The sequence below is a fragment of the Corynebacterium glyciniphilum AJ 3170 genome (assembly GCF_007673095.1).
Lineage (GTDB): Bacteria > Actinomycetota > Actinomycetes > Mycobacteriales > Mycobacteriaceae > Corynebacterium.
Genome location: NZ_VDYZ01000006.1, coordinates 46,341 through 70,368 on the forward strand (window position 1 = coordinate 46,341; position 24,028 = coordinate 70,368).

20 protein-coding genes and 1 pseudogene are annotated in these 24,028 nt (G+C 68.4%); 7 read left to right on the forward strand and 14 right to left on the reverse strand.

The genetic code is table 11. The annotated features are described in order from the left end of the window. The first annotated feature begins 18 nt into the window (after positions 1-18). Positions 19-1,506 (forward strand): SDR family oxidoreductase, encoded by a 1,488-nt coding sequence (locus FS507_RS07070; RefSeq protein ID WP_145942097.1) that lies wholly within the window; start codon positions 19-21, stop codon positions 1,504-1,506. Here the strand turns inward: FS507_RS07070 and FS507_RS07075 are convergent. From FS507_RS07075 to FS507_RS18455, 5 genes and pseudogenes are all read right to left on the reverse strand, one after another. Continuing rightward, positions 1,481-2,281 (reverse strand): DUF1295 domain-containing protein, encoded by an 801-nt coding sequence (locus FS507_RS07075; protein WP_145942098.1) that lies wholly within the window; start codon positions 2,279-2,281, stop codon positions 1,481-1,483. The two genes, FS507_RS07070 and FS507_RS07075, sit on opposite strands and share 26 nt — an antisense overlap. A 1-nt stretch (position 2,282) precedes the next feature. Then, positions 2,283-3,590 carry an SAM-dependent methyltransferase gene (locus tag FS507_RS07080; protein ID WP_145942099.1) on the reverse strand — a complete coding sequence of 436 codons (1,308 nt, stop codon included), beginning with the start codon at positions 3,588-3,590 and terminating at the stop codon, positions 2,283-2,285. Further along, entirely contained in the window at positions 3,587-4,813 is a 1,227-nt protein-coding gene (locus FS507_RS07085; RefSeq protein ID WP_145942100.1) for an SAM-dependent methyltransferase, read from the reverse strand. The genes FS507_RS07080 and FS507_RS07085 overlap by 4 nt, the downstream gene beginning before the upstream one ends. Then, complete coding sequence (locus FS507_RS18450) at positions 4,810-5,571, reverse strand: DUF1365 domain-containing protein (RefSeq protein ID WP_260853222.1); 762 nt, start codon at positions 5,569-5,571, stop codon at positions 4,810-4,812. The genes FS507_RS07085 and FS507_RS18450 overlap by 4 nt, the downstream gene beginning before the upstream one ends. Then, positions 5,572-6,849: pseudogene (locus FS507_RS18455) on the reverse strand (NAD(P)/FAD-dependent oxidoreductase); the annotation flags it as partial. Positions 6,850-6,987: 138 nt separating this feature from the next. Between FS507_RS18455 and glfT1 the strand changes: the two are divergent. Beyond that, positions 6,988-7,911 carry a galactofuranosyltransferase GlfT1 gene (glfT1, locus tag FS507_RS07095; RefSeq protein WP_145942102.1) on the forward strand — a complete coding sequence of 308 codons (924 nt, stop codon included), beginning with the start codon at positions 6,988-6,990 and terminating at the stop codon, positions 7,909-7,911. A 98-nt stretch (positions 7,912-8,009) separates the two neighbouring features. Here the strand turns inward: glfT1 and FS507_RS07100 are convergent, their stop codons facing one another. From FS507_RS07100 to FS507_RS07125, 5 genes are all read right to left on the reverse strand, one after another. Then, complete coding sequence (locus FS507_RS07100; RefSeq protein ID WP_260853205.1) at positions 8,010-8,462, reverse strand: GtrA family protein; 453 nt, start codon at positions 8,460-8,462, stop codon at positions 8,010-8,012. Beyond that, complete coding sequence (locus FS507_RS07105) at positions 8,459-9,106, reverse strand: GtrA family protein (protein ID WP_145942103.1); 648 nt, start codon at positions 9,104-9,106, stop codon at positions 8,459-8,461. The genes FS507_RS07100 and FS507_RS07105 overlap by 4 nt, the downstream gene beginning before the upstream one ends. Positions 9,107-9,322: 216 nt before the next feature. Next, positions 9,323-10,531 carry a hypothetical protein gene (locus FS507_RS07115; RefSeq protein ID WP_260853206.1) on the reverse strand — a complete coding sequence of 403 codons (1,209 nt, stop codon included), beginning with the start codon at positions 10,529-10,531 and terminating at the stop codon, positions 9,323-9,325. Between the two features lie 51 nt (positions 10,532-10,582). Beyond that, positions 10,583-11,200, reverse strand: coding sequence for an N-acetylglucosamine-6-phosphate deacetylase (locus tag FS507_RS07120; RefSeq protein WP_145942104.1), 618 nt, complete (start codon positions 11,198-11,200; stop codon positions 10,583-10,585). Further along, a complete protein-coding gene (locus tag FS507_RS07125) occupies positions 11,197-11,682 on the reverse strand; it encodes a hypothetical protein (RefSeq protein ID WP_145942105.1) in 486 nt (161 codons plus the stop codon). The genes FS507_RS07120 and FS507_RS07125 overlap by 4 nt, the downstream gene beginning before the upstream one ends. A 102-nt stretch (positions 11,683-11,784) precedes the next feature. Here FS507_RS07125 and FS507_RS07130 point away from each other — a divergent pair, with 102 nt between their 5' ends. Further along, entirely contained in the window at positions 11,785-12,105 is a 321-nt protein-coding gene (locus FS507_RS07130) for a hypothetical protein (protein ID WP_145942106.1), read from the forward strand. Between the two features lie 54 nt (positions 12,106-12,159). On the opposite strand, the gene FS507_RS07135 is transcribed toward FS507_RS07130, so the two are convergent. After that, positions 12,160-15,240, reverse strand: a complete 3,081-nt coding sequence (locus FS507_RS07135; RefSeq protein ID WP_145942107.1) for a hypothetical protein — start codon at positions 15,238-15,240, stop codon at positions 12,160-12,162. 49 nt (positions 15,241-15,289) lie between these two features. On the opposite strand from FS507_RS07135, the gene FS507_RS07140 reads away from it, so the two are divergent. Both FS507_RS07140 and FS507_RS07145 read left to right on the forward strand, forming a co-directional pair. After that, on the forward strand, positions 15,290-16,705 hold the full coding sequence (locus FS507_RS07140) for an FAD-binding oxidoreductase (RefSeq protein WP_145942108.1): 1,416 nt from the start codon (positions 15,290-15,292) through the stop codon (positions 16,703-16,705). 12 nt (positions 16,706-16,717) lie between these two features. After that, a complete protein-coding gene (locus FS507_RS07145) occupies positions 16,718-17,476 on the forward strand; it encodes a decaprenylphospho-beta-D-erythro-pentofuranosid-2-ulose 2-reductase (RefSeq protein WP_145942109.1) in 759 nt (252 codons plus the stop codon). A gap of 449 nt (positions 17,477-17,925) precedes the next feature. Here the strand turns inward: FS507_RS07145 and FS507_RS07150 are convergent, their stop codons facing one another. Beyond that, positions 17,926-19,032, reverse strand: a complete 1,107-nt coding sequence (locus FS507_RS07150; protein ID WP_145942110.1) for an alkene reductase — start codon at positions 19,030-19,032, stop codon at positions 17,926-17,928. 279 nt (positions 19,033-19,311) lie between these two features. Here FS507_RS07150 and FS507_RS07155 point away from each other — a divergent pair, with 279 nt between their 5' ends. Continuing rightward, entirely contained in the window at positions 19,312-19,521 is a 210-nt protein-coding gene (locus FS507_RS07155; protein ID WP_145942111.1) for a heavy-metal-associated domain-containing protein, read from the forward strand. A 2-nt stretch (positions 19,522-19,523) separates the two neighbouring features. Continuing rightward, positions 19,524-21,803, forward strand: a complete 2,280-nt coding sequence (locus tag FS507_RS07160; RefSeq protein WP_145942112.1) for a heavy metal translocating P-type ATPase — start codon at positions 19,524-19,526, stop codon at positions 21,801-21,803. A gap of 9 nt (positions 21,804-21,812) precedes the next feature. Here FS507_RS07160 and FS507_RS07165 read toward each other — a convergent pair whose 3' ends face one another. Then, complete coding sequence (locus FS507_RS07165) at positions 21,813-23,192, reverse strand: lipase family protein (protein ID WP_145942113.1); 1,380 nt, start codon at positions 23,190-23,192, stop codon at positions 21,813-21,815. Between the two features lie 194 nt (positions 23,193-23,386). Continuing rightward, positions 23,387-24,025: a TetR/AcrR family transcriptional regulator gene (locus tag FS507_RS07170; RefSeq protein WP_145942114.1), complete on the reverse strand. Its 639-nt coding sequence runs from the start codon at positions 24,023-24,025 to the stop codon at positions 23,387-23,389. Positions 24,026-24,028 lie beyond the last annotated feature (3 nt).

Sequence of the window (24,028 nt, forward strand, 5' to 3'; positions counted from 1 at the left end):
GGTGCCTACGCTGGTGCCATGGACATCCTCGTCACCGGCGCCTCGGGCTACATCGGCGGACGCCTCATCCCTGAGCTCCTCACTGCGGGGCACCGCGTCCGCGCCGCCTCCCGCCACCCCGACGGGCTGGCCCGCTTCGACTGGTACGACGACGTCGACACCGTACGTGCCGACCTGTCGGACCCCTCCTCCTTGGCCGAGGCAGTCGACGGTATCGAGGTCATCTACTACCTGGTGCACTCCATGGGTGACAGCATCGGAACCAGTTTCGAGGACGCCGAAAGCGATGCCGCAATGAACCTCGCCGAGGCTGCCGCGGCGGCCGGTGTCTCGCGAATCATCTACCTCTCCGGCATGCACCCGCCGAACCGGGACCTGGAGGACCTGTCCCGGCACATGCGCTCACGCGAACGTGTGGCCCGCATCCTGCTCGAGGGCGACGTCCCTGCCGTGGTGCTGCGTGCGGCCACCGTGATCGGCTCCGGCTCGGCGTCCTTCGAGATCATCCGGCATCTCACTGAACGCCTGCCGGTGATGGTCGCACCGCAATGGATCAACAACCGCATCGAGCCCATCAGCGTGCGGGACGTCCTGCACTATCTCGTCCACGCCGCCGGAGCCGACACCCTCGACGGGGTCAACGACCAGTTCGACGTCGGGTGCGGGCAGACCTACCGGTTCTCGGATCTGCTGCGGATCTACGGCCGGATCCGCGGGCTGCGACGCCTGATCACCGCCGTTCCTGTCCCGTTGCCGATGGACCAGCTGTCCGGTGGGTGGATCGGCCTGGTCACCCCGGTACCCCGCTCGCTGGCGGTCCCGCTGGCGCAGTCCATGGCGGAGGACGCGGTGGCCACCGACGGTCACCGGATCCGGGACGTCCTGCCCGACCCTCCGGACGGCCTGGCCGACTATCCGACGGCGGTACGTCGGGCCCTGCAGCGAGAAGCCACCGGTGAGGTCCCGACGTCCTGGGACCGGTCGTGGCAGTCCACCGACGTCGGTGGGGAGTTGCCCACCGACCCGGACTGGTCAGGTGAGACGGTGTACACCGACAGCCGTGACGCGCGGACGACGGCGACGGTGGAGCAGGTGTGGCGGGTCGTGGAGTCCATCGGGGGCCGTAACGGCTGGTACTCCACACCCCTGCTGTGGAACGTTCGCGGAATCATGGACCGGCTGGTCGGCGGCCCGGGGCTGGGAGGGCGTCGTGACCCCCGGCACCTCGCCACCGGCGACCGCGTCGACTGGTGGCGGGTGGAACGCATCGACCGCCCCAACCTGCTGGTGCTGCGTGCGGAGATGAAGGTCAGCGGTCAGGCGTGGCTGATCCTCCGGGTCGGCGGGGACGGCAAGGACGCAGCAACCACCGTCTACCGGCAGGACGCGGTCTTCCTGCCGCGGGGCCTGCGCGGTCGGGCCTACTGGTGGGTCGTCGCCCCGTTCCACGCGGCGGTGTTCCCGCTGATGAAGCGCAACATCATCGCCGCGGCGGCAGCGGAATGAACATGGACGTCCGGCGCGTGTAGTCCTCCCACCCGTCCCGTCCGGCCATGCGCTTCTCCAGCAACCGTGCCCCCGTCCCCCACACCAGGGTCACGGTCATCGCCACCGGGGACACCAGCGACAGCACCGCGGCCAGGACCCCCACGCCGGACGCCGCAGCCGCCATCCAGATCCCCCACCACACCAGCGACTCACCGAAGTAGTTCGGGTGCCGGCTCCAGGACCACAGCCCGCGGTCCATCAACCGGCCGGAGACCCCTTCCGCGCGGAAGTCGTCCAGCTGACGGTCGGCGACCGACTCGAACACCAGGCCCGCCACGGCGACGACGATACCGAGGACGACGATCACCGGCGTCACACCGCCCACACCACCGGCATCGCCCACCGCCGCGACCTGGACCGGAACGGACACCAGCCACGCCACCGACCCCTGCGGCAGCAGCACCGAGGTCAACAGACCCGCCGCCGGTTTCCGCATCAGGTCCTCGTAGCGCGGGTCTTCCCTGTCACTGCCGAACCGTGTCACCAGATGGCGGGAGAGCCGTCCCGCCCAGACCACGACAACCGCCAACATCACCCACACCACTGGGCCGGTGGCACCGGCGACCAGTCCGGTGACAGCAGCGGTCACGGAGTTCAGCAGGATCAACGGCCCCCACAGCACGTCCATCACGGCGACCTTGCCGTGCCGTCGGATCACCACGGCGACCACCGTCATCACCAGGACGGTCATCACCGCACAGGTTGCGGCCACGATCAACCAGTCGACACCCATGTCACACCACCTCGTGCGGTCGCGCCGGTGGGCGGACGGACAGGATCTGGTCGACGCCCATCCGCCCCTGCCGGAAAGCCATGCCACCGCCGACGAGGTACAGGTGCCAGACCCGGAAGACCTCCTCACCGACCAGACCGATGATCCGGTCGCGGTGGGCGTGGAACCGGTCGATCCAGTGGTCCACCGTGCGCGCGTAGTCGTCCCTCATGCCACGGACCGCGCGGACCTCCAGGCCACCGTCCTCCAGCATCGACACGGTCTCCCCGAGCGGACGCATGTGCATGTCCGGGGCGATGAACGCCTCGATGAACGGCCCACCACCGGGATGACGCCCCCGGCGCGACATCTGCTGGATGAGCACCCGTCCGCCGGGTCGGACGCGGTCGTGGAGCGTCCGGATGAACGACGGGTAGTTGCGCTGCCCCACATGCTCGCCCATCTCGATCGAGGAGACGGCGTCGAACTCACCGGTGATGTCACGGTAGTCCTGCAGCAGGACGGTGACCCGGTCCTGCAGGCCGCGGTCCCGGACGAGACGGTGCACCCAGTCACGTTGTTCGCGTGAGATCGTCACCGCCGTGACCTGCACGCGATAGTTCTCGGCAGCGTGGACGGCGGTGGATCCCCAGCCGCAGCCGACGTCGAGCAGGTGCTGGCCCTCGGTGAGGTCGAGTGCCCGGCACACCAGGTCCAGTTTGGCCCGCTGGGCGTCCTCCAGAGTGGTATCTGGGGTACCTGGGGTGCTGTCGGGGCCGTCGCCGAAGTAGGCGCAGGAGTACGACATCGTCTCGTCGAGGATCTGGGCGTAGAACTCATTGGAGAGGTCGTAGTGGTGGGCGATCACCGACCGGTCACGGTCACGGGTGTGCACCCGTCCCCGCAGGTGTGCCTGCGATGCCGGCGGAGCGGGTCGTCGACCCACCACGCCCAGGTCCTTCACCCCGCGCAGGACGTTGACCAGCGAGGACGGCGTCAGCCGGACGCGAACCTCCGGGCGTCGGGCCAGCGCGGTGAGCCGGGCGAAGCCCTCGGCGAGAGCGTCGCCGGGCTCAGCGTCGATCTCGCCGGTGACGTACGCCTGGGCCAGCCCCAGTTCGCCCGGCGACCACAGCAGCCTCGTCAGTGCCTGCGGATCCTTCACCACCAGTGTCGGGCAGTCGACCCCGTCCGGCCCGGCGGTGCTGCCGTCCCAGGCCCGGATCTGGACGGGCAGGTCACCGGCGGTGACACCGGTGGCCTGGGTGACCACCGCGACGAGTCGCTCGGCGGCCGTGACGTACCCGGTGGATGTGACTGTGCTGGTCATGACTGGTTCTCCTGGTGATGATGCGGCCGGTGGAACTCCAGCTGGCCGACAGTGATGTAGCCGGCGGCGAAGCCTGCCTGGCAGTACGCCAGGTAGAAATGCCACAGACGGCGGAAAGTGTTGTCGAAGCCGAGTCGTCCGATCCTGCCGCTCTCCCGGTGGAACGCCTCGTCCCACCGTCGCAGCGTCTCGGCGTAGTCGGGGCCGAAGAACCGACGCTCCCCCGGCTGCAACCCGGCGCGCCCCGCGGCATCGTCCAGCGCCTCCACCGAGGGGATGCACCCGCCGGGGAAGATGTAGCTGGTGATCCACGTCGCATTGTCCTTCGAGGCCGTCATGCGGTGGTGGTCCATGGTGATCGCCTGGATCACCGCGGTACCGCCGGGGACCAGCCGGTCCCGGAGGGTGGTCATGTAGGCGTCCCAGTACTCGTGGCCGACCGCCTCGATCATCTCCACGGAGACCACCGCGTCATACTGCCCCTCCACCTCGCGGTAGTCACGGATCCCGATGTCCACCAGCCCGGCCACCCCGGCCTGTACCGCACGTTCCCGTGCCAGGTCAGCCTGCTCGGACGACAGGGTCACCGAGTGGACGTGGGCCCCACGTCCGGCCGCCCGGATCGCCAGTTCACCCCAGCCGGTACCGATCTCCAGCAGGCGGGTGCCGGCGCCGACCCCGGCGCGGTCGAGCACCCGGTCCATCTTGGCGTTCTGAGCCTCCCGGAGGCTCATGCCCGACGAGGCGAACAACGCCGAGGAGTAGCTCATCCCCGGGTCGAGGAAGGTCGCGAAGAAGTCATTGGACAGGTCGTAGTGGTGGCTGATGTTCGCCCGCGCCCCGTCCACGGTGTTGCGGTGCGCCCGTGGCCGTCGGCGCAGGTACACAGCACGGAAACGTTGCATCCACCCCGGGACCAGGGTGGTGAACTTCCGGCAGAGGGCGGTGAGCGTGCCGGCGAGGTCGTCGGCCTCCCAGTCGCCGGCGGTGTAGGCCTCCCCGAATCCGATCAGGCCCCGGGCGCCGAGGCGGGCGTAGAACGCGTCGGGACGCAGGATCCTCAGGTCGGCGTGGCCGACGTGCGGGTCGCCGACGTGGGCGACGGTGATACCGGCGGTCCTTGCCGCCCGGACCAGGAGCTTCCTGGTGACATAGGCGGCCACCGGTGCCTGCGGGGCCTCGGGGACGAGCCCCGGTGCGGTGACGTTCACTGACGGTCTCACGAGGGGACCTCCGTTCGAGTGGTGTGTCGAGTGGTGTGTGGCCGGGGTTGCACCGGCAGTCCCCGTGCCCACAGCCAGATGCCGTGGACGCGGATGAGCACGGCGGTGACCAGTGCCGCCGGGGCGGCACGGACCGTGTCGAGCCACCGGGGAGCACCGTCGTGCACCGGTGCGCCGCGGACGGACGCGGCGAACGAGTAGTCGCCGACGCGCAGGGCGATGCCCACCTGCACCCGTCCGTCGTCGGGGCGCGGCACCCGGATCGCGTAATCGCCGTCGACGCCGTGGAAGGGCGAGACATAGAGTTCCTTGTCCGCCTGTGCTCTACCCGCCTCGTCCGGCCGGACGACATAGGCGTGGCTGTCCCCGTAGGTGTTGTGCACCTCCAGCACGGTGACCAGTGGTTCACCCTCCGGCGAATCACACCAGAACACCGACAACGGATTGAAGCCGGTGCCCCACGCCCGTGGCATCGCCGCCATCCGGATGCGGCCCACCGGCGCGGTGATGCCGCGCTCTCTGAGCAGTCCGACCACACCGTCGCGGATACTCCCGCCGCCGAGGTGGTCACGCGCCAGGAACACCCCACGCCACCACGACGCCACGCCATGATCCGGCAGGTGGTCGAGGTCCACCAGCCACATCCAGGAGCGGTGGGCGAAACGGTGCTCGACCGGTGTCGTCCGGGCATGTTTCACCGTGGTGCGCAGGACACGGTTCACCGGTTCCGCCGCCAGGGCCGACTCGTCCAGGGGCACCAGTCGGCGCGCTGCGGACAGCCCCGACCGGGCGCCGTCCTCGTGGAAACCCCAGCCCTGCCATGCACCGGCGAAGACGATCCGGTCCGAGTCCAGCTCCGCCGACCGGCACGACGCCGCCACGGACGTCGGCGTGAAGATGGGGTGGGAGTAGTCCCGTGTGGTGATCACCGTCGCCGGATCCACCAGATCAGCGGCGTTCAGGGTGACCAGGTAGCGGGCCCCGTCGACCTCCGGAAGACGCATCAACCGGGTCATGTCGTAGGTCACGACCACCGCACCACTGCCACGTTCCAGGTGGTTCCACGACCCGCGGGCCCCGGGTGTCTGCGGCAGCAGGCTGGTGTCGGTGTGCAACTGCACCTGATTCCGTGAATACGGCATCGCCGAGAGGATCTCCTGCTGCGCGGGAGTCGGTGCCGCCAGCATCGCCAGCGCCTGGTCGGGGTGGGTGGCGACGACCACGGCATCGAAAATCCGCGACGTCCCGTCCGCGGTGGTGACGCCGACCCCACCCTCATGCTCACTGACCCGGGTGACCGCCACGCCCGTCACAACCTCGCCGCCGCGCGCGGTGACCACGTCGGTGATACGTCGTACGTACTCATGCGACCCGCCGACGACGGTGCGCCAGTGCGGCGAACCGAACACCCGCAGCATGCCGTGGTGTTCCAGGAACGTGAAGAGGTAGCGCGCCGGGTACCTGCCCGCGGTCGCCGGGTCACAGGACCACACGGTGGCGACCAGTGGTGTCATGAAATGCCGCACGAAGTACGCCGAGAACCGTCCGCGGTGCAGAAATTCCTCCAGCGTCTCGTCGGCGACTGTCCCGTCCTCTGCCAGCAGCCGCCGTGCCCGACGGTGGAAGCGCAGGATCTCACCGAGCATCCTGAGATACGCCGGACGCCGCAGGTTCCGACGGTCCCCGAACAGCCCGACGACGCCGCGGGCGCCGGCGTACTCCAGCCCCTCGCCGCCGTGGGCGTCGTCGGCGCGGACGGACAGGGACATCTCCGTCGGACGGGTCCGGATACCCAGCTCGGCGAACATACGCAGCAGCACCGGATAGGTGCGGTCGTTGTGCACGATGAACCCGGTGTCGACGTTCACCTCCCCGGCGTCGGTGGCGACGGTGGTGGTGTCGGCGTGACCGCCGGCCCTGCCGTCCGCCTCGTACACCGTGACGGACGCGTGGCGGGAAAGCTCGTAGGCCGCGGTGAGCCCGCTGATTCCCGCGCCGATGACGGCGATGCGGGTGGGGCCTGAGGAACTGGCCATGTGATCACTTCCCGTCTGCGCACCGGGGTCATCCGGTGCGCGGAATCTCGGATCGAAAAATATATCAACCAGGTTAGCTATTTTTGCTCGGCGCCGCCGACACCTGGGCGCGCAGCCGCGCGTGGCACAATGACATCCATGCAGACACCCGTGCAGTCAGCAGCCCGCCTCCACCGCGACGGTTCCACCGCCGCGGTCATCGTCACCCACCAGCGGGTCGCGCTCCTCCGCAACTCCCTGGCCGTCGTCTGCGCCCAGACCCACCCCGTGGACAAGGTCATCGTCGTCGACAACGGCTGCCAGGACGAGGTCCGCGTCCTGCTCGAGGAACTCGCCGGCGACCGTGCCGTCTACGTCCCCTCGCAGACCAACCTCGGTGGCGCCGGTGGCTTCGCCCTCGGCTTCCTCACTGCGCTGTCTCTCGGCATCGACGCCGTGTGGTGCGCCGACGACGACGGACGCCCGGCCGACGAGCACGTCCTGGAGAACCTCTACGACGTCGCCGAAGCCCACGGCCTCGCCGAGGTGTCCCCCGCCGTCTGCAACATCGACGAGCCCAGACGGCTCGCCTTCCCCCTGCGACAGGGAGTGGTGTGGCATCGCTACCTGCACGAACTGCAGGGTGACTTCCTGCCCGGCATCGCCAGCCTCTTCAACGGCGCCCTCCTCAGCGCCGAGGCGATGAAGGTCATCGGCGTCCCCGACTACCGTCTCTTCATCCGCGGCGACGAAGTCGAGTACCACCGCCGTCTCGTGCGCTCCGACCTCCCCTTCGGCACCTGCCTGACCACGTCGTACCTGCACCCCGACGGTGCCGACGAGTTCAAGCCGATCCTCGGCGGGCGGATGCACACCCAGTACCCCGACAATGCGACGAAGCGCTACTTCACCTACCGCAACCGGGGCTTCCTGATGAACCAGCCGGGGATGCGCCGTCTGCTGCCACAGGAGTACGCACGTTTCGGCTGGTTCTTCCTGGTGCAGAAGCGCGACCTCAAGGGCTTCCGTGAGTGGCTGTCCCTGCAGGCGAAGGGACGCGCAGAGAAGTTCTACCGGCCGTAGGCGCTGCGGCAGAGGGGCGGAATGCGAGTCTGAGCGCCGCGAGTTGATGAACTCGCGGCGCTCAGACTCGCATTCCGCCCTGTGGGCTCGACGCCGACTCAGCTACGGAAGATGACCCACCGCTGGATGATGAAGTTCAGCACCGTCGCCGTGCCCTGCGCGATGACGAAGCTGATCGCACGGACCCAGAACTGGTCCAGGTCCATGCCCTCGAGCCACGGGATGCTCAGCTTGTACAGGCTGACCTGGACCGCGTAGGTGGCCAGGTAGGACGCCATCGTGATCAGGAAGCGTTTCACCGACGGGGTGGCCTGGAACGTCCACCGGCGGTTGATCAGGTAGGCGGTGAGGGTACCGAGGATGAAACCGACCGTCTTCGACGCCCCGTCCCCCAGCCCCGCGAGGAACAGCAGGTAGGTGCTGCCGAAGTCGACGACGGCGCCGACCACGCCGGTCATGATGAACCGGAACAGCTGGGTCTTCAGCGTCAACCGCTCGATCGTCCCGGTGTCCTGTGCGGCATCCGGTACGTCCGTCGCGTGTCCCGTCACTTCTCGTCCCCCTCGGGAAGCGGTGTCAGATGGACAGGCACATGGTGGTCACGTGCGGCGCGGAAGGTCCACATCTTGTTGAACAGGAAGTTCACCGGGATCGCGACGCAGACACCGATGAGATTGCCCCAGTAGATGGGGTCCCGGAGCCCACTGGAGCCGTCCCAGATCTCCCGCGACAAGGCCACCGGAGACTCGGGGTTGATCAGCGCGGTCTGCACAGCCAGAGTCACCAGCAACCCTCCGATGCCGACCATCATGAACGGGACGAGTTCGCGGAACCAGGACGACTTCCCGGATGTCCTGAACGTCCACCGCCGGTTGAGGTTGAAGTTCCACAGGTTCGCCACGACGAACGCCAGCACCGCAAACACGTGGTACCAGCGGATGTGGAACTGCGTGCCGAGCAGGTTGGCGAAGGCCTCGTGTCCGTCGAAGTCCCAGAGCCACTGGGTGGTCTTGTTTGCCACGACGACGACGGCGTTGTTGACGACGACACCCGACGCGCCGACGATCCCGAACTTCAGGAACTGCCGGGCCAGCCGCCAGTAGCGCTCCGAGGTTGACTGTCGCTGCGGGGCTGTCGGCCCGTGGTGTCTGTCGTCTGCTGCGGAGCCCGGTTGTTCGGCGATGGCGTCGGTCACGACGGGCGTCCTCTCTGCACTGGTGTCGGTCTTGGTCTCGGTCCCGGTCTCGGTCCCGGTCTCGGTCGTGGTCTCGGTCGTGGTCTCGATCCCGGGCCCGGGGGCGAAATCGCGGAGACTTATCGGACATACGCTACTGGCATATCCGCCAATTACGAAACACCGGCGACACACCGTGGTGTCGGGCGGGTGTCGCGGTGACGATGCACCGACTTCTCAGCCGCCCGCGTCCCTGTCGTGCCGTTGCAGAAGATAGCGGTACATCTCGAGCCGCTCAAGCAGGCTGCGGCGCGGCACCAGGGGGGTCACCACGGAGTCGGCGGCCCCGTTCGCCTCCCACGCCCCGGCACCGCAGGACGCCAGGCTCCTCCCCGTCGCCGAGGACAGTCCACGTATCTCGGAGGCACTCAACGGGTCGGCGGACAGGCGCCCGCCTCCCGGGGCGATGCCGGCGTCGGCCCGGGTGAAACCGAGTGCCGCCATCAGCATCTCCGAGATCTCGTCCGCGGTGGCCCGGTCCGACAGCGTCGACAGTGCCACGATCCGGGACCAGGCTGCGGCCCGCCCGAGCGGGGTCGTCTCAGCGGGGATACCGTCCAGGACGGCACGCGCACTGTCCGGCACCTGCGCAGGACGCCCCAGGTCAAGTGCCTGCAACAGCGGGGTGAACTCGTAGAGGTCGCCGTCGAGCAAAAGTTCCCGGAGTTCCGGGGCGAGTCCGGCGAGGATCTGCTCGACGGTCTCCTCTCCGGTCAGCGCGACATTCACGGCGGCAAGGTCGACGTCCCGCGGGATCTCGACATCCTCGACATCCTCGACATCACCGACGCTGTCCCCGGTTGCCCCGGCGAACACGAGGGCTTTCGGCGCTGGCGTCCGGCCGTGGCCGTCCGGCTCTCCCCGGAATTCGGGAATGAACTCACCGGCGAGGCAGACAGCGTCCGGAGTGTGTTCATCCCTGGTCATCGCACCGGCGGTGGTCAGGGTGATGACGAGGTCGTCGACGAGCAGGGAGGCTGTGCCGTCACGCCCCAGCGCCTCGTCCAGCGGGGTGCCGATCGGCCCGGCGGTGCGGCTGTAGACGCGGAGACGGTCGCGACGGCGTGACTGCAGCGACCATGTCGGACCGTCCGAGGAGCCGTCGAGCATCCGCGCAGCGCCCGGCCAGTCGAAGGCGATGAGCACCGCACGGACGGTCTCGGCGACCGACAACTGGTCGTTGAGACCCAGGGCACGTGTGTAGAAGCCCGTGGACTGCCGGTGGTATTCAGCGAGGACCAGCAACGTGGCCGGCGGGACGGCGTCCGCACCCGCCGTGGCGCCCGCCTCCTCGTCCAGCAGTGGGAGCCGGAGTACCGCGGCAAGGCCGTCACCGGTCGCCGGGCCGCGGGAGCGGTCCGTCCGGGAAGCATGCCGTGCGTTCATGCCACCAAGGGTAGCGAGGTTGCAGCGATACTGCCGTGATCCCGCCGCGCTTCAGGCGAGGACGAGAGGCAGGGCCCGCAACTCCCCGCCGAGCCGCTGCACCCGGAGTTTCTCGACGGCATTCCAGCCCTGCGCGAGACGGCGGACCCCACGGGCGGTGGACATGCACCGCATCACCGCCTCGGCGGCGTCCCCGTCCAGACCCTGCGGCGGCAGCCCGTCCTGCTCCTCGAACTCGATCTCTCCCCAGGGGGGTTGCTGTTTGCCCGGGTTCGCCTCGGCGAAGTCTTCCCGGTTGCGTTCGACGGCTGCACGGGCGTTCTCCACCGTCGCCTCGAGATCCACCACCTGTACCCCGTCCGGCAGTCCGGCTACCTCACCCGACGACACGATGACCGGTCTACCGAGAATGAGTGACAGGACTGTCTCACGGTCATCCCGCCCGTCAATCCAGTCGGCGTCGGCAGCGAAACCGTGCACGCCGTCGGAATCGATGAGCCAGGCACCGCTGAAGTCACCGAGCAGAACCCGGGCGTCGACCTCGACCTGCCACACCGCGGTGACGTCGCCGACGGTGGCGGCGACCATCACCGGCGGATCCTGGGCGCGGGTCGCCCCCGCCTGCTGGGACTGGGTTCCCGCGGCTGACGGGGCGCTCGGGTCGGTCATGCGCGCACCCGCTCGTTCACGACGTAGAGTACGCCGAGCTGCGCCGCGCCGTAGATCGTCGACGGCAGGGCGCGGAACACTCCACCGATCAGCGGGACCCGTCCCCCGACACCGCTCACGACCGCTGCGCCGGCGGCGTCCACGCGCCCGTTCAGCCACACACCGGCACCCACGGCCGCTGTGGCACCGGCCGCCAGCACCACCGTTCCCGGCACCGGACCGGAGCCCACCGCTTCACGTGCCTGCGCCAGGCCCTCGGTGATCTCCTGACGGTCCTCGTCCGACAGTGCGTCCCACTCGTCGGCGAGGACGAGACCGACACCGGTGGCGAGTACCACCGTCTGGCCGACACGACGCGGCCACTTCCGCTTCACCACGTCGCGCAGCAGGTAGTACCCCAGCGTCGTGGCGGCGATGATCCGGAACTCCTTCTGCGTGAGTGCCCTGCTGCCTGCCCTGCTTGCTCTGGTTTTCTTGGCCATCGTGGTCCTCCTTGCCGTTTCGGCGTGCACCCCGGTACGGGAGTCACGTACGACACCGAGTGTAGAACAGCACCCGGACACCACCGTTGTACGCTGGACGCCATGTTCGGAAAAGACCGCGCCAAGACCCAGATGCGGCGCAACATCGCCAAGGCCACCGCCGGCCAACCTGCCGGGACGAAAGGGTCGCGGGCGGAGACCAGCGTGGTGGGCGGCACGTCGGCGGACAAGAGCTACGAGGCCGCCTCGCACGCCGAGGCACCACTGAATGAGTTCATGGTACGACTGCTCGCCCAGGAGCTCCCGGTGCTCGACTCCACGAGTCGACGCATCGTCAACCAGGAACTGCGCGACTATGACGGGCCCACCATCACCTGCGTCGCCGAGCTCCCCGAGACGATCCGCGAGGTCATGGACCTGTAGACAGACCGCCCGACAGACCGCCAGACGGACCAGTGGACGGACCCGTCGGGACCGTCAGCCCCGCACGTCACCGAGCAGGGCGGCGTAACGGTCACGGACCACCGGATCGCCGCCGTAGCGCGCCGCCGCCTCGAGGCGCCGTGTCACCGCGGCGATGAGCCAGTCGGCGTCGACCCGGCGCGCCTGTTGGGCCACCGACTCGAAGATCAGCAACGCCTCGTTGTCGCGCCCCGCCACATGCAGCAGCAGCGCCTCCTCCGTCAGCGCCTCGAGACGTGCCGACTCCACCGTGACGCCCGGTGAGACGTCCGTCCCTGCACGGGTGAGCGTCCCTTCCGCTTCCTTCGCCACGCCGGCTGCCCACGCCGTCAACGCCAGCGCCTCGTCCACCCGGTCGGTGTGCACCAGACCCCGGTTGATGTTCAACACATGGTCGACGAGGTCACCGGCGGCGCGCAGCCCCAGCTCCTCCGAGGACAGTTCCGCCTCGACCGACGTCGCCACCAGATGAAACCGTTGGTAGGCCTCCTTCAGCCGCTCGACCTGGCCCGGCCAGTCCCGGGCGAAGTTCTCCCCCACCAGGGCCGTCGCCAGGCGGGTGGCCTCCGCCTCACGACGGAAAGCGGCATGGGGGAAGCGTGTCCAGTCGAGTCCTTCGATGTCGTCGAAGCCCTCCAGGACGAACGCAGCCCGTGGGAAGTCCCGGTCGTCAAGGAGCGCGGAGACGCAGGTCACATGGTATTCCGCGGCGACTTCCCACTGTTCCCGGAACTGGGCACTGTCCGCCGCCTCGGCGAAAGCCGCCGCCGCGGCCCGGTGGTTTCCCAGCTTCGCCAGGGTCTCGCCACGCGCCGCCATGAGGTGGATGCGCATCAGCGCCCCCTCGTCGTCCGACATCGTCGGCTCCTCCCCCGATTCGCCTGACACGATGCGCAGGCACCGTTCATACACCGCCAGTGCCTCATGGAATGCACCGTGCCCGGACAGGGCGACACCCAGGGAGAGCAGTTCGTCCAGCAACTCCGGTGCAGCTTCGTCCCCGAGCATCGCCACCGGCCCGGGTGGTGGGACCGGCAGGCTCAGGGCGACTCCGGCGACGTAGTGCGCGACCTGTGCCACCAGCGCGTCCACCGCCGGGTCGTCGGCGGCGAGCTCGGTGATGCCGGCGAGCAGTGCCGAGCCGACCTCCGGGATCGACCGCGGCACCAGCCGGGTGACTTGGCGTAGTGCGCGCAACGCCAGTCGCAGCGACTCCCTGTCGGGGTACACCCCGCCCATCAGGACGTCCTGTTCGATGACGCGTCGGACGAGCGGACCGGAGCCCTGCCAGAACCCTGCGACCGTCTCCACCCGGTTAGCGAGAATGGTGGCGGGGTCGGCGCCGGCGTCCTCCGCGTCGTCCTGGGTGCGCTGCCGTTCCCGGAGCATCTCGTCGAGCTCGTCCAGCACCGGCGGACCTGCCGCTTCGTCGTCCTCCGCCGGGACGTCCTCGATATCGTCGTCATCCTCGTCGATACCGTCGTCCTGCACGTCGTACCTGCGCAGGAGCTCCTCGACGAGGGCCTCGTGCGGGCCCAGGCCCACACGTCCGTCGCGGATCTCAGTCAACCGGTCGACCGTGACCTCCACCGCCTCCGACAGTCCGAGCATCGAGTACATCATCAGTGCGGCAACAGTGTCACCCGTGTCGAGCGTCGAGAGGTCCACCGGGCCAGCCACCGGGATCTCGGGAGACACCGCCCCACTGACCTCGCCACGCCAGTCGGCGACCTCACGCGGCAGATGCAGCCAGGCGTCCTCCACCCAGGACGGCAGACGCGTCGGCATCACCGGGGTCACCGACAGGGCGTGGGACTCCGGCACCGGGACATCCGGCGCCGACGGCGCACCGGACGGTGCCCGGTGCAGGGCCAACCCGATGCTCGACTCGACATCATTGCCGTTGCGCCGGTCCAGCGCGGCCGCTGCGGAGCGTGCCCGTTCCCCGGTCCACCGGGCGAGACCCGCGACCGTCCCGCCGCCGGCCTGCTCCCCCGCCAACGCCAGCCAGTCCGCCACCGCCGGCAACCCGGCGAACAACGGACGCACCGCACCGTGACCGGCCTCCACCGCCGCGGTGAGAACCGTGTGCATCCCCTCCAGCAGGTGGACGTCCGCGGAGGGGTCACTCCGGTGCAGCGCCATGACCGGCAGCATCCGGTCAAGCAGCCCCAGCGCCAGTGACGCCCGCCCCGACACCGCCAGATACTCGGCGACCTGCAACAGTGCGTCCGACAACTCCGGCGAGCCCACCGCCCGGTCAGCGACGAAAGCCGCCCGCGCCGCCGAGACCTCCGGCGCGACGACACCGGAGAGCGGGATCAACGACTCGGCAAGCATCACCGTCGGCTGGACATGGGCCTCCGGGGCGTTCTCCATCGCCGCGACGATCCCGACCACCGACTCCAGGTCGCCACGCTGTAGCGCCACCATGCCCCGGACGTCCAGGTCACGCTGGAAACGGTGCGCCTCCGCCCAGGTCATCTCCTCCGGCAACGACGGCTCCGGCAGATCGTCGAGCAGCTCCTGCGCCTCGTCCAACCGGCCCAGTGCCAGCAGGACACGCACCCGGGTCTCGGCGATATCAGTCTCGGTCCGTCCCAGCTCCCGCAGCGCCCCGACAGCCTGGTCGCTCAGATCCTCCAGATCCACAAGGTCCATGTCCGGACGCTGCGCGGCGCTCAGGACGATCTCCTGCCACAGCAGATCGAAGATATTCGGCAGGTCGGCGTCACCCGTGTCACCCGTGTCACCCGTGTCACCCCTGTCGCCTCTGTCACCTGTGTCACCGGCGACCAGTCCCGCATCAGGATTCGCCGGGAAGCGTTCCGGGTCCTCCCGGTGGATCGCCCACAGCCCCGGCAACAGGTCGACGGTGTCCCGCCGGTCCAACGCCTCCCCCTCCAGGCAACGCAGCAGGTCGATCCGGTACGCCAACTCCTCGTCTTCACGGGAAGTTCCCAGACAATCCGAGAGTTCCTCACACCTGCGCAGGTAGGACTCCTCACCGATCTCGCCACGCGAGCGCATCCCCCGCAGAGACTCCCACTCGTGTGCGACCCACGCCACATCCTGCGTACCTCTGACCCGTCCCATGCCCCAACTATGACATGAATCAGCCTCCCCCGGCGGTAGGGTGGTCCCCATGGAACTGAAGACGCACACCCGGACGCTCACCGGGTGGGGACGAACCGCGCCCACCTCGGCCGAGGTCCTCGCCACCCCTGATGTCGACATCATCTCCGCCGCCGTCGCCCAGGTCGCCGACGACAACGCCGACAAGCCCGACCACCTCAAGCGCGGCGTCATCGCCCGCGGCATGGGCCGGTCCTACGGCGACCCCGCCATGAACGGCGGCGGCCTCGTGATCGACATGCAGCAGCTCAACCGCATCCACTCCATCGACCCGGACACCGCCCTGGTCGACGTGGACGCCGGCGTCACCCTCGACCAGCTGATGAAGGCCGCGCTGCCGTCCGGCCTCTGGGTCCCCGTCCTGCCCGGCACCCGCCAGGTCACCATCGGTGGTGCCATCGGCCCGGACATCCACGGCAAGAACCACCACTCCGCCGGATCCTTCGGCGACCACGTGGTCTCCATGGAACTGCTCGTCGCCGACGGCCGCGTCCTGCACCTGGAACCGGAAGGCTCCACGGACGACCCCGACGGCACCCTGTTCTGGGCCACCGTCGGCGGGATGGGGCTGACCGGCATCATCCTGCGCGCCACCATCCGGATGACGAAGACCGAGACCGCCTACTTCCTGGCGGACACCGACCGCACGGACACGCTCGACGAGACCATCGCCGCGCACTCCGACGGTTCCGAGGTCAACTACACCTACTCCTCGGCGTGGTTCGACTGCATCTCCCCCGCCCCGAAACTGGGCCGGGCGACGATCTCCCGCGGGTCCCTGGCCACCCTGGACCAGCTCAAGGAGTACGCGCCGAAACTGGCGGCGGACCCGCTGAAGTTCAACGCACCGCAGCTGATGACCGTGCCGGACATCTTCCCGTCCTTCACCCTGAACAAGCTGACCCTCTCGGCGGTCGGCCTGGCGTACTACACGATGGGCGCCCCGGCGAAGAACCAGATCAAGAACCTCACGCAGTTCTACCAGCCGCTCGACCTCATCGGAGAGTGGAACCGCGGCTACGGCTCCAAGGGCTTCCTGCAGTACCAGTTCGTGGTGCCGACCGAGGCCGTGGAAGCGTTCAAGGACATCATCCGCGACATCCAGGCGTCCGGCCACTACTCCGCGCTCAACGTCTTCAAGCTCTTCGGCGAGGGCAACCGTGCACCGCTGAGCTACCCCATGCCGGGGTGGAACGTGTGCGTGGACTTCCCGATACGCCCGGGTCTCGGCGAGTTCCTCGACAAGCTCGACCAGCGCGTCATGGAGTTCGGCGGACGTCTCTACCTGGCCAAGGAGTCGCGGACCTCCGCCGAGAACTTCCACAAGATGTACCCCGGCCTGTCCGGCTGGCTGGACACCCGACGGTCCATCGACCCCACCGGTGTCTTCGCCTCCGACATGTCCCGCCGCCTCGAGCTCAACTAGGAGAGTCTTCCAATGATCAATGCCGTGGGTAAACCCCAGTCCATCCTGCTGCTCGGCGGCGCCTCCGACATGGGGCTCGCCGTGGTCGAGGAGTTCCTGACCCGTGGTCCGGCACGCGTGGTGCTGGCCACCCGTCCGGGTGAGGACCTCTCCTCCGCTGTCGGCCGCATGGAGTCCGCCGGTGCCTCCACCGTGGAGACGGTCGGCTTCGACGCCACCGACTTCGACTCCCACCCGGAGGTCTTCGACGAGATCTGGGCCGGTGGCGACATCGACCTCGCCGTCGTCGCTTTCGGCGTGCTCGGCGACAACGAGGTGCAGTGGACCGACCAGAAGCAGGCCGTGCTGGCCGCCCAGGTCAACTACACCGGTGCGGTCTCCGTCGGCGTGCTGCTGTCCAACCGGATGAAGGCCCAGGGCCACGGCCAGATCGTGGTGTTCTCCTCCGTCGCCGGTGAGATGGTGCGCCGCTCGAACTTCGTCTACGGCTCCACCAAGGCCGGCGTGGACGGCTTCTACCGGATGCTCGGTGAGGCCCTGCGTGGCACCGGGGTGAAGGTCCTGACGGTGCGCCCCGGCCAGGTCCGCACGAACATGACCGCCGCGCTGGACGACGCCCCGCTCACCGTGGACAAGACCGACGCTGCCAAGGCTGTCGCCGCCGGGGTGGACAACGGCAAACCGGTCATCTGGATCCACCCGCTGTTCCGCCCGATCATGCTGATCCTGAAGAATCTGCCGCAGTTCATCGTGCGGCGGCTGCCGCTGTAGGACGGTCACGGTATCGCGACAGGTGCGGTGGGGGGATGTAGGGGGTTCACCTGCGGGACCGCTGCGGTGTTCGCACCACCCCTCGGATGACAGAGGTACGGGCTGGATGGCAGAGGTCCCGGTCGCTTTCGGGGTCCAGAACGACCGGCGGGTCTGCCACCGGACTGACTCCTCTGCCAGATCATCCCCACAGCGCAATACACAGGTACGAAAAGCAGTGCTCCGTTCGCCACACTCCGCTACGGAAACGAATCGTGACATAGACGTACTCCAGGTCGTTCTCGGGGAGCAGATACTACGAGACTTTGCCCCCCGCACTGCCGCTCACCGTCACCGGTCAAGGGGCGCCGAGCCTGGCGCAGCCCCGAGGTCCTCGATCTCCTCGATCTGCTCGACGAATTCTCGGAACGCGCTGGACGACGCAGCACACCTTGAACCAGACCTCCGTCCTACTCCGCGAAGGGGTAGTCCGTGTATCCGTGGGCCCCGCCGACGTAGAACGTCGAGGAATCCGGCCGGTTCAGTTCCAGTCCGTCCTGCCAACGACGCACCAGATCCGGGTTGGCGATGAGTTGACGACCGACCACTGCAGCATCCGCCAGATCGTCCTCCACGATGTGCCGCGCCTCGTCCAGCTCGGTGACGTGGCCGAAACCACTGTTGAGCAGGAATGTCCCGGCAAAATTCTCACGCAGGGTCGCGACCAGGTCGCCGTCGATGTCCGCGTGCAGCACCGAAAGATACGCCAAGCCGAGGTCCCGGATGCCGTCGATGAGGGCACCGTAGGTGGCCAGGACGCCCTCCCGGTCGTCCTCCGGAACACCCTGCACACCGTGCTCCGGGGAGATCCGCAGTGCCGTGCGATCCGCTCCGATCTCGGCAGCCACGGCCCGGACCACCTCGACGGTGAGACGCGCCCGGTTTTCCGGGGAACCACCGTAGATGTCCTCGCGGTGGTTCGACGACGCCGCCGTGAACTCGTGCAGCAGGTAACCGTTCGCACCGTGGATCTCCACCGCGTCAATGCCTGCGTCGACAGCCCGGCGCGCTCCGTCCACGAACTCCTGGATGATCCGCGGGATCTCGTCGGTCTCCAACGCTCTCGGCACCACGCCGTCGAGTTTCCCGGAGAAACCCCGTACCGGCCCGCCAGTGCCGATCGCACTGGGCGCCTCCGGCTCTCCGCCGCGCAGCAGGTCGGGGTGGGACGTACGTCCACCGTGCATGATCTGCATGGCCAGCGTCCCGCCCTCCGCGTGCACGGCGTCGGCGACCTGCGCCCAGCCGGCCTGCTGCTCGTCGTTGGCGATACCGGCCTGCCCCGGGAAGGAACGGTTACTGAACGCGGGGAAGGTGCCCTCAGTCAGCACCAGGCCGGCCGATGCGCGCTGCCGGTAGTACTCCACGTGCAGGTCGGTGGGTACGCCGTCCTCGTCCGCACGCTGACGGGTCAGCGCGGCCATGGTCACCCGGTTCTTCAGGTGGAGCGCGCCGGTGTCCAGCGGGTCGAAGAGAGACGTCGTTGTGGTCGTGGTCGTGGAAGTCGTTGTAGTCACCTCCGGGACAACCCTGGCGGGCAGGACGGTATTCCCGCATCCCCGGAGATCCAGGCGCGAGACACGCGCAGCTCTCCAGGCAGACTGTGGCGTTGGCAGAGTTATCGGTTGCGTGGGCAGGGGTAACGGGCGAATAGCAGCCCGAAATCGACCATCGTCCCTGCCACCCGGCCGACAGGTCTGCCACTCCCCGAACGCCGGACCTGCCCCTTGCGACATACCCCATAGGGGTATACAGTCGGCACCGTCAGAGAGAAAGAAGCGACGAAGGAGAGCATCATGGCCACCATCACCAAGAACTACACCGTCGAAGGCATGACCTGCGGGCACTGCAAGGCCTCCGTCGAAGAGGAGATCGGTGAGATCGCCGGCGTCTCCTCGGTCGACGCCGAACTGTCCACCGGAATCGTCACCGTCACCGGCGAGGACGTCGACGACTCCTCCGTCGCCGACGCCGTCGCTGAGGCCGGTTACACCATCAGGAGCTGACCATGACCACCACGCCCGCCGAACCCGTCGGCCTGATCGACCTGGACCTCGGCGTCACCGGCATGACCTGCACGTCCTGCTCGAACCGTGTGGAGCGCAAGCTCAACAAGCTCGACGGGGTGGAGGCCACGGTGAACTTCGCCACCGAATCCGCCTCGGTCCGTTACGACCCGGCCAAGGCCGACACCGGTGCCCTCATCGACACCGTGCGAGGCGCCGGATACGACGCCTTCGCCATGGCCGACGACACCGGCGATGCAAGTACCGACAGCACCGGCGATACCGGTTCGTCCGGTGGGCAGGACAGCGGCCAGTCGCGGGTCGACGCCGCCCGCGACAGCGAGGCCGCCGACCTGAAGAAGCGCACGATCATCTCCGCGCTGATCACCGTGCCGGTCGTCCTGGTGAGCATGATTCCGGCACTGCAGTTCGAGAACTGGCAGTGGGCGGTACTCACCGCCGTCACCCCGGTGTACTTCTGGGGCGGGGCACCGTTCCACCGGGCCACGCTGGCGAATCTGCGTCACGGCGCCTTCACGATGGACACCCTGGTCAGCATGGGGACGACCGCCGCCTACCTGTGGTCGCTGTGGGCGCTGTTCCTGGGTAACGCAGGCATGCCCGGCATGACCATGGAGATGCACCTGCTGCCGTCCGACTCCACGATGGACGAGATCTACCTCGAAACCGCCGCGGTGGTCATCACCTTCCTGCTGCTGGGCCGCTGGTTCGAGACCCGCGCGAAGGGCCGCTCCTCCGAGGCGCTGCGCACCCTGCTGAACATGGGGGCGAAGGACGCCACGGTGCTGCGCGACGGCACCGAGACCCGCGTTCCCGTCAAGGAGCTGCAGGTCGACGACGTGATCGTGGTGCGCCCGGGCGAGAAGATCGCGGCCGACGGCGTGGTCACCGACGGCAGCTCCGCCGTGGACGAGTCGATGCTCACCGGCGAATCGGTGCCGGTCGAAGTGACGGACGGGTCCACTGTCACCGGGGCGACCATCAACACCTCGGGACGGCTGCTCGTCCGCGTGACCCGCACCGGCGAGGACAGCACCCTGTCCCAGATGGCGAAGCTGGTCACCGACGCGCAGGCCAAGAAGGCACCGGTGCAGCGACTGGTGGACCGTATCTCGCAGGTCTTCGTCCCCGTCGTCATCCTCATCGCCGTGGCGACCCTGGTCATCCACATCGCCACCGGCAGTGGAGTGGCGCCCGCATTCACCGCCGCTGTCGCGGTGCTGATCATCGCGTGCCCGTGCGCCCTGGGCCTGGCCACGCCGACGGCACTGCTGGTCGGCACCGGGCGCGGTGCCCAGCTCGGCCTGCTCATCAAGGGGCCTGAGGTGCTGGAGTCCACCCGCCGTGTCGACACCGTCGTCATGGACAAGACGGGCACGGTCACCTCGGGAGTGATGTCCGTCAGCGACGCGACCCCCGACGTGCTCGCTTCCGCCGCCGCCGTGGAGGCAGGCTCCGAGCATCCGATCGCCCGGGCGATCGTGCGCGAGGCCGAGCAGCGTGGCTCGATTCCGCAGGCCACCGATTTCGCCACCACCGCGGGGCGGGGCGTCACCGGGACGGTCGACGGGTCCACCGTGACCGTGGGTCGTCCCGGCACACACCTGCCCGATGACCTGCAACAGGCCTTCGACGCGGCGCAGGACGCCGGTGGCACTCCGGTCGTCGTCGAAATCGACGGGAGCGCCGCCGGGGTGATCACCGTGCGGGACACGGTGAAACCGACCTCCGCCGAGGCCGTGGCCGGACTCAAGGAGCTCGGTCTGACACCGATGCTCCTCACCGGCGACAACGAAGGTGCCGCCCGTGCCGTCGCCGCCGAGGTCGGGATCGCCCCGGAGAACGTCATCGCCGGGGTGATGCCGGACGAGAAGGTCGACCACATCGGCACGCTCCAGGCCGAGGGCCGGAACGTGGCCATGGTCGGTGACGGTGTCAACGATGCCGCGGCCCTGGCGTCCGCGGAACTCGGTTTGGCGATGGGCGCCGGGACGGATGTGGCCATCGAGGCGTCGGACATCACCCTGATGAATGACGACCTGCGCTCCGCCGTCGACGCCATCCGCCTGTCGCGTCGTACCCTCGGCACGATCCGCGGCAACCTGTTCTGGGCCTTCGCCTACAACGTCGCGTTGATCCCGGTGGCGGCAGTCGGACTGCTCAACCCGATGCTCGCGGGTGTGGCCATGGCGTTCTCCTCGGTGTTCGTGGTCTCCAACTCGTTGCGGCTGCGCGGCTTCCGCTCGAGCCACGGCAGCTGAGCGGGCACCTCACTGCAGCGGGTTGCCCTCGGGGATCTGCCCGCAGGTACTCGTCGGCTCCTCGCCGGCGAAGCGGGCGTTGATCCACGGCACCATCTGCGCTGCCCACGCGGCCCCTGCCAACGCGTGGCCACCGGCCGGTATCTCCCGGTAGTCCACGTCCGTCCCGTCCTCACAGTATTTCCGGGCCAGCGAGCGGGCGTCGCCGAGCAGCATCACACCGTCGCCGTCACCGAGGACCGGATGCGGCGGGGTGTTCTCCGCTTCGCCGCCTCCGGCCTGTACCAGCAGCTGAGGGTACGGCGGGGTGTCCCGCAACCCCATGTTCGTGTCGTCCAGAAGGTGACGCACCTCGGGAATGGAATCCGGGTCCGGGTACTCCGGCAGGATGATCTCCTCCCACCGCAGGTGATCGTAGGAGTCGGAGGCGTCACCGATGGCGACGCGGTCCATGTCGGCGAAGACCTGTCGGCCGACGTCCGTGAGATAGGGGTCCAGGTCGACACCGTAGGCACGCGCCAGCCCCACCATCGCCATACCGACGACACCGGACCAGCCGCTGCCCTCCCCCGCGTAGACGAGGTTGTGTTCGGGGCGCACCATGGTGCCGCCCTGTGCCACCCCGACGATGTTGTCGGCGACGTCCGGTGCGTAGCTTTCCGCCAGGATCGACGCCCAACCGGCGCCGATCGATCCGCCGGAGTAACCGACGAGCGCGGTCGGAGCGTCAGGCGGGACCCCGGCTCCGGGAGTCCGGTGGGACGCGCGGAGGCCGTCGAGGATGATCTGCCCGTACTCCGGGCCGGTGGCGAAGATCTCCCCCTCGCCCTGGATATCGGGCATGACCACGGTATGTCCGGCGGCGAGCAGGGGCGCGATGAAGGCGAGTTCCGCCAGCACGACGGCGCCACCTTCGGTGACGTTCCCGGACAGGACGCGGGACGGTCCGTCCTCGGGGCGCATGGAGTCGTAGAAGCTGGCGTACATCACGGTGTTGCCGGACGGCTCGACGGAGGACGGCGGGTGGATCACACTGGTCACGGCCACGGAGGGCTCACCGAGGGTGTCGGTGGTGCGGTACTGCACCTGGGTGGCCTGCAACGGGGCGTCGATCCCCTCGATCTCCCCGATCTCAGCCGGGACGGTGCGTTGCTTCAGCGGCGCACCGGGGGCGAGTCGCTGCAGGTCCTCGGCGTCGTCTCCGTCGGGAAGCGCGAAGAAGGACGCGTCGTCCTGGACGGTGGGGATCTGGGCCGGTGCGGTGACCGGCGCGGAATGTGTCGTCTCTCCGGGCGGGTCGTCGGCTGTGCCGGCGCAGGCCGGTGCCGCACCGCCACCGAGTGCCAGGACGAGGAGCGTCGCCCCTATTTTTCGTTTCGTGTCCCGCATTCCGCCTCCGGGTCGTCAGTCAGTTGACGACACCGTAGCGTCGGCCCGGCGTGACAGTGGGAAGGTCTTATTTTCGCGCGTGGCACGAATCAATCCGGAAGTCTGTGACCTGGAATGACAGAACGAGTAATCCCGGACCCCACTGTGGGGACCGGGATTATCGACAGAGAAAACTATGTATTTTCAGAAGAATCTTACTGCCTCGTGATGCCGCCGACCACCTGGGCGACGATCGTGGCGGCAAGGGCCCGGATCTCGGCCTCGTCCTGCCCCTCGCGGGGGCGGAACCACATCGCGGTGCTGTTCAGGCTGCTCAACAGGACACGGGTCATCAGCCGCCGGTCACCGTCGCGGATACTCGCGTCGGCGACACCGTCCTCCAGCACCTGCCGGAACATCACCTCGTACTCCTCGCGGAGTCCGTTGATCGTCTCGAGCACCTCGCGTTGGCGCTCTTTGAGCGCGGCGAAACGCTGTCCGGGGACACCCTGGTGAATGGCATTGTGGTAGCCGAGGTTCTGCATGAGGTTCGCCAGGTGCGCCTCGCTCATGGCGGTGAGCCGTTCGGCACCGGTGCCCACGCCTGTGGAGAACGGCTCCACCACCTGCCGGACGATCTTCATCCCCTCCTCGTAGACCGCGAGGTAGATGTCGAACTTCGAGCGGTAGTAGTAGTAGACCCGCCCCTTCGTCGCACCGATCTCCTCGGCGATGTCGTCGATGGTGGCGCGGTCGAAACCTCTGAGCTGGAAGACTTCGGCTGCGGCGTCGAGAATCTGATGACGCGCCTGATCATGGGCTGTCATATCGGCGCCGAAGGAGTCCACTGTCATGAC

Coding starts and splice junctions, on each gene's coding strand:
- FS507_RS07165 (WP_145942113.1), bottom strand. CDS start 23,192: ATGCGGGACACGAAACGAAAAATAGGGGCGACGCTCCTCGTCCTGGCA.
- FS507_RS07140 (WP_145942108.1), top strand. CDS start 15,290: ATGGAACTGAAGACGCACACCCGGACGCTCACCGGGTGGGGACGAACC.
- FS507_RS07125 (WP_145942105.1), bottom strand. CDS start 11,682: ATGGCCAAGAAAACCAGAGCAAGCAGGGCAGGCAGCAGGGCACTCACG.
- FS507_RS07075 (WP_145942098.1), bottom strand. CDS start 2,281: ATGGGTGTCGACTGGTTGATCGTGGCCGCAACCTGTGCGGTGATGACC.
- FS507_RS07115 (WP_260853206.1), bottom strand. CDS start 10,531: ATGAACGCACGGCATGCTTCCCGGACGGACCGCTCCCGCGGCCCGGCG.
- FS507_RS07070 (WP_145942097.1), top strand. CDS start 19: ATGGACATCCTCGTCACCGGCGCCTCGGGCTACATCGGCGGACGCCTC.
- glfT1 (WP_145942102.1), top strand. CDS start 6,988: ATGCAGACACCCGTGCAGTCAGCAGCCCGCCTCCACCGCGACGGTTCC.
- FS507_RS07135 (WP_145942107.1), bottom strand. CDS start 15,240: ATGGGACGGGTCAGAGGTACGCAGGATGTGGCGTGGGTCGCACACGAG.
- FS507_RS07160 (WP_145942112.1), top strand. CDS start 19,524: ATGACCACCACGCCCGCCGAACCCGTCGGCCTGATCGACCTGGACCTC.
- FS507_RS07130 (WP_145942106.1), top strand. CDS start 11,785: ATGTTCGGAAAAGACCGCGCCAAGACCCAGATGCGGCGCAACATCGCC.
- FS507_RS07155 (WP_145942111.1), top strand. CDS start 19,312: ATGGCCACCATCACCAAGAACTACACCGTCGAAGGCATGACCTGCGGG.
- FS507_RS07080 (WP_145942099.1), bottom strand. CDS start 3,590: ATGACCAGCACAGTCACATCCACCGGGTACGTCACGGCCGCCGAGCGA.
- FS507_RS07120 (WP_145942104.1), bottom strand. CDS start 11,200: ATGACCGACCCGAGCGCCCCGTCAGCCGCGGGAACCCAGTCCCAGCAG.
- FS507_RS07145 (WP_145942109.1), top strand. CDS start 16,718: ATGATCAATGCCGTGGGTAAACCCCAGTCCATCCTGCTGCTCGGCGGC.
- FS507_RS07170 (WP_145942114.1), bottom strand. CDS start 24,025: ATGACAGTGGACTCCTTCGGCGCCGATATGACAGCCCATGATCAGGCG.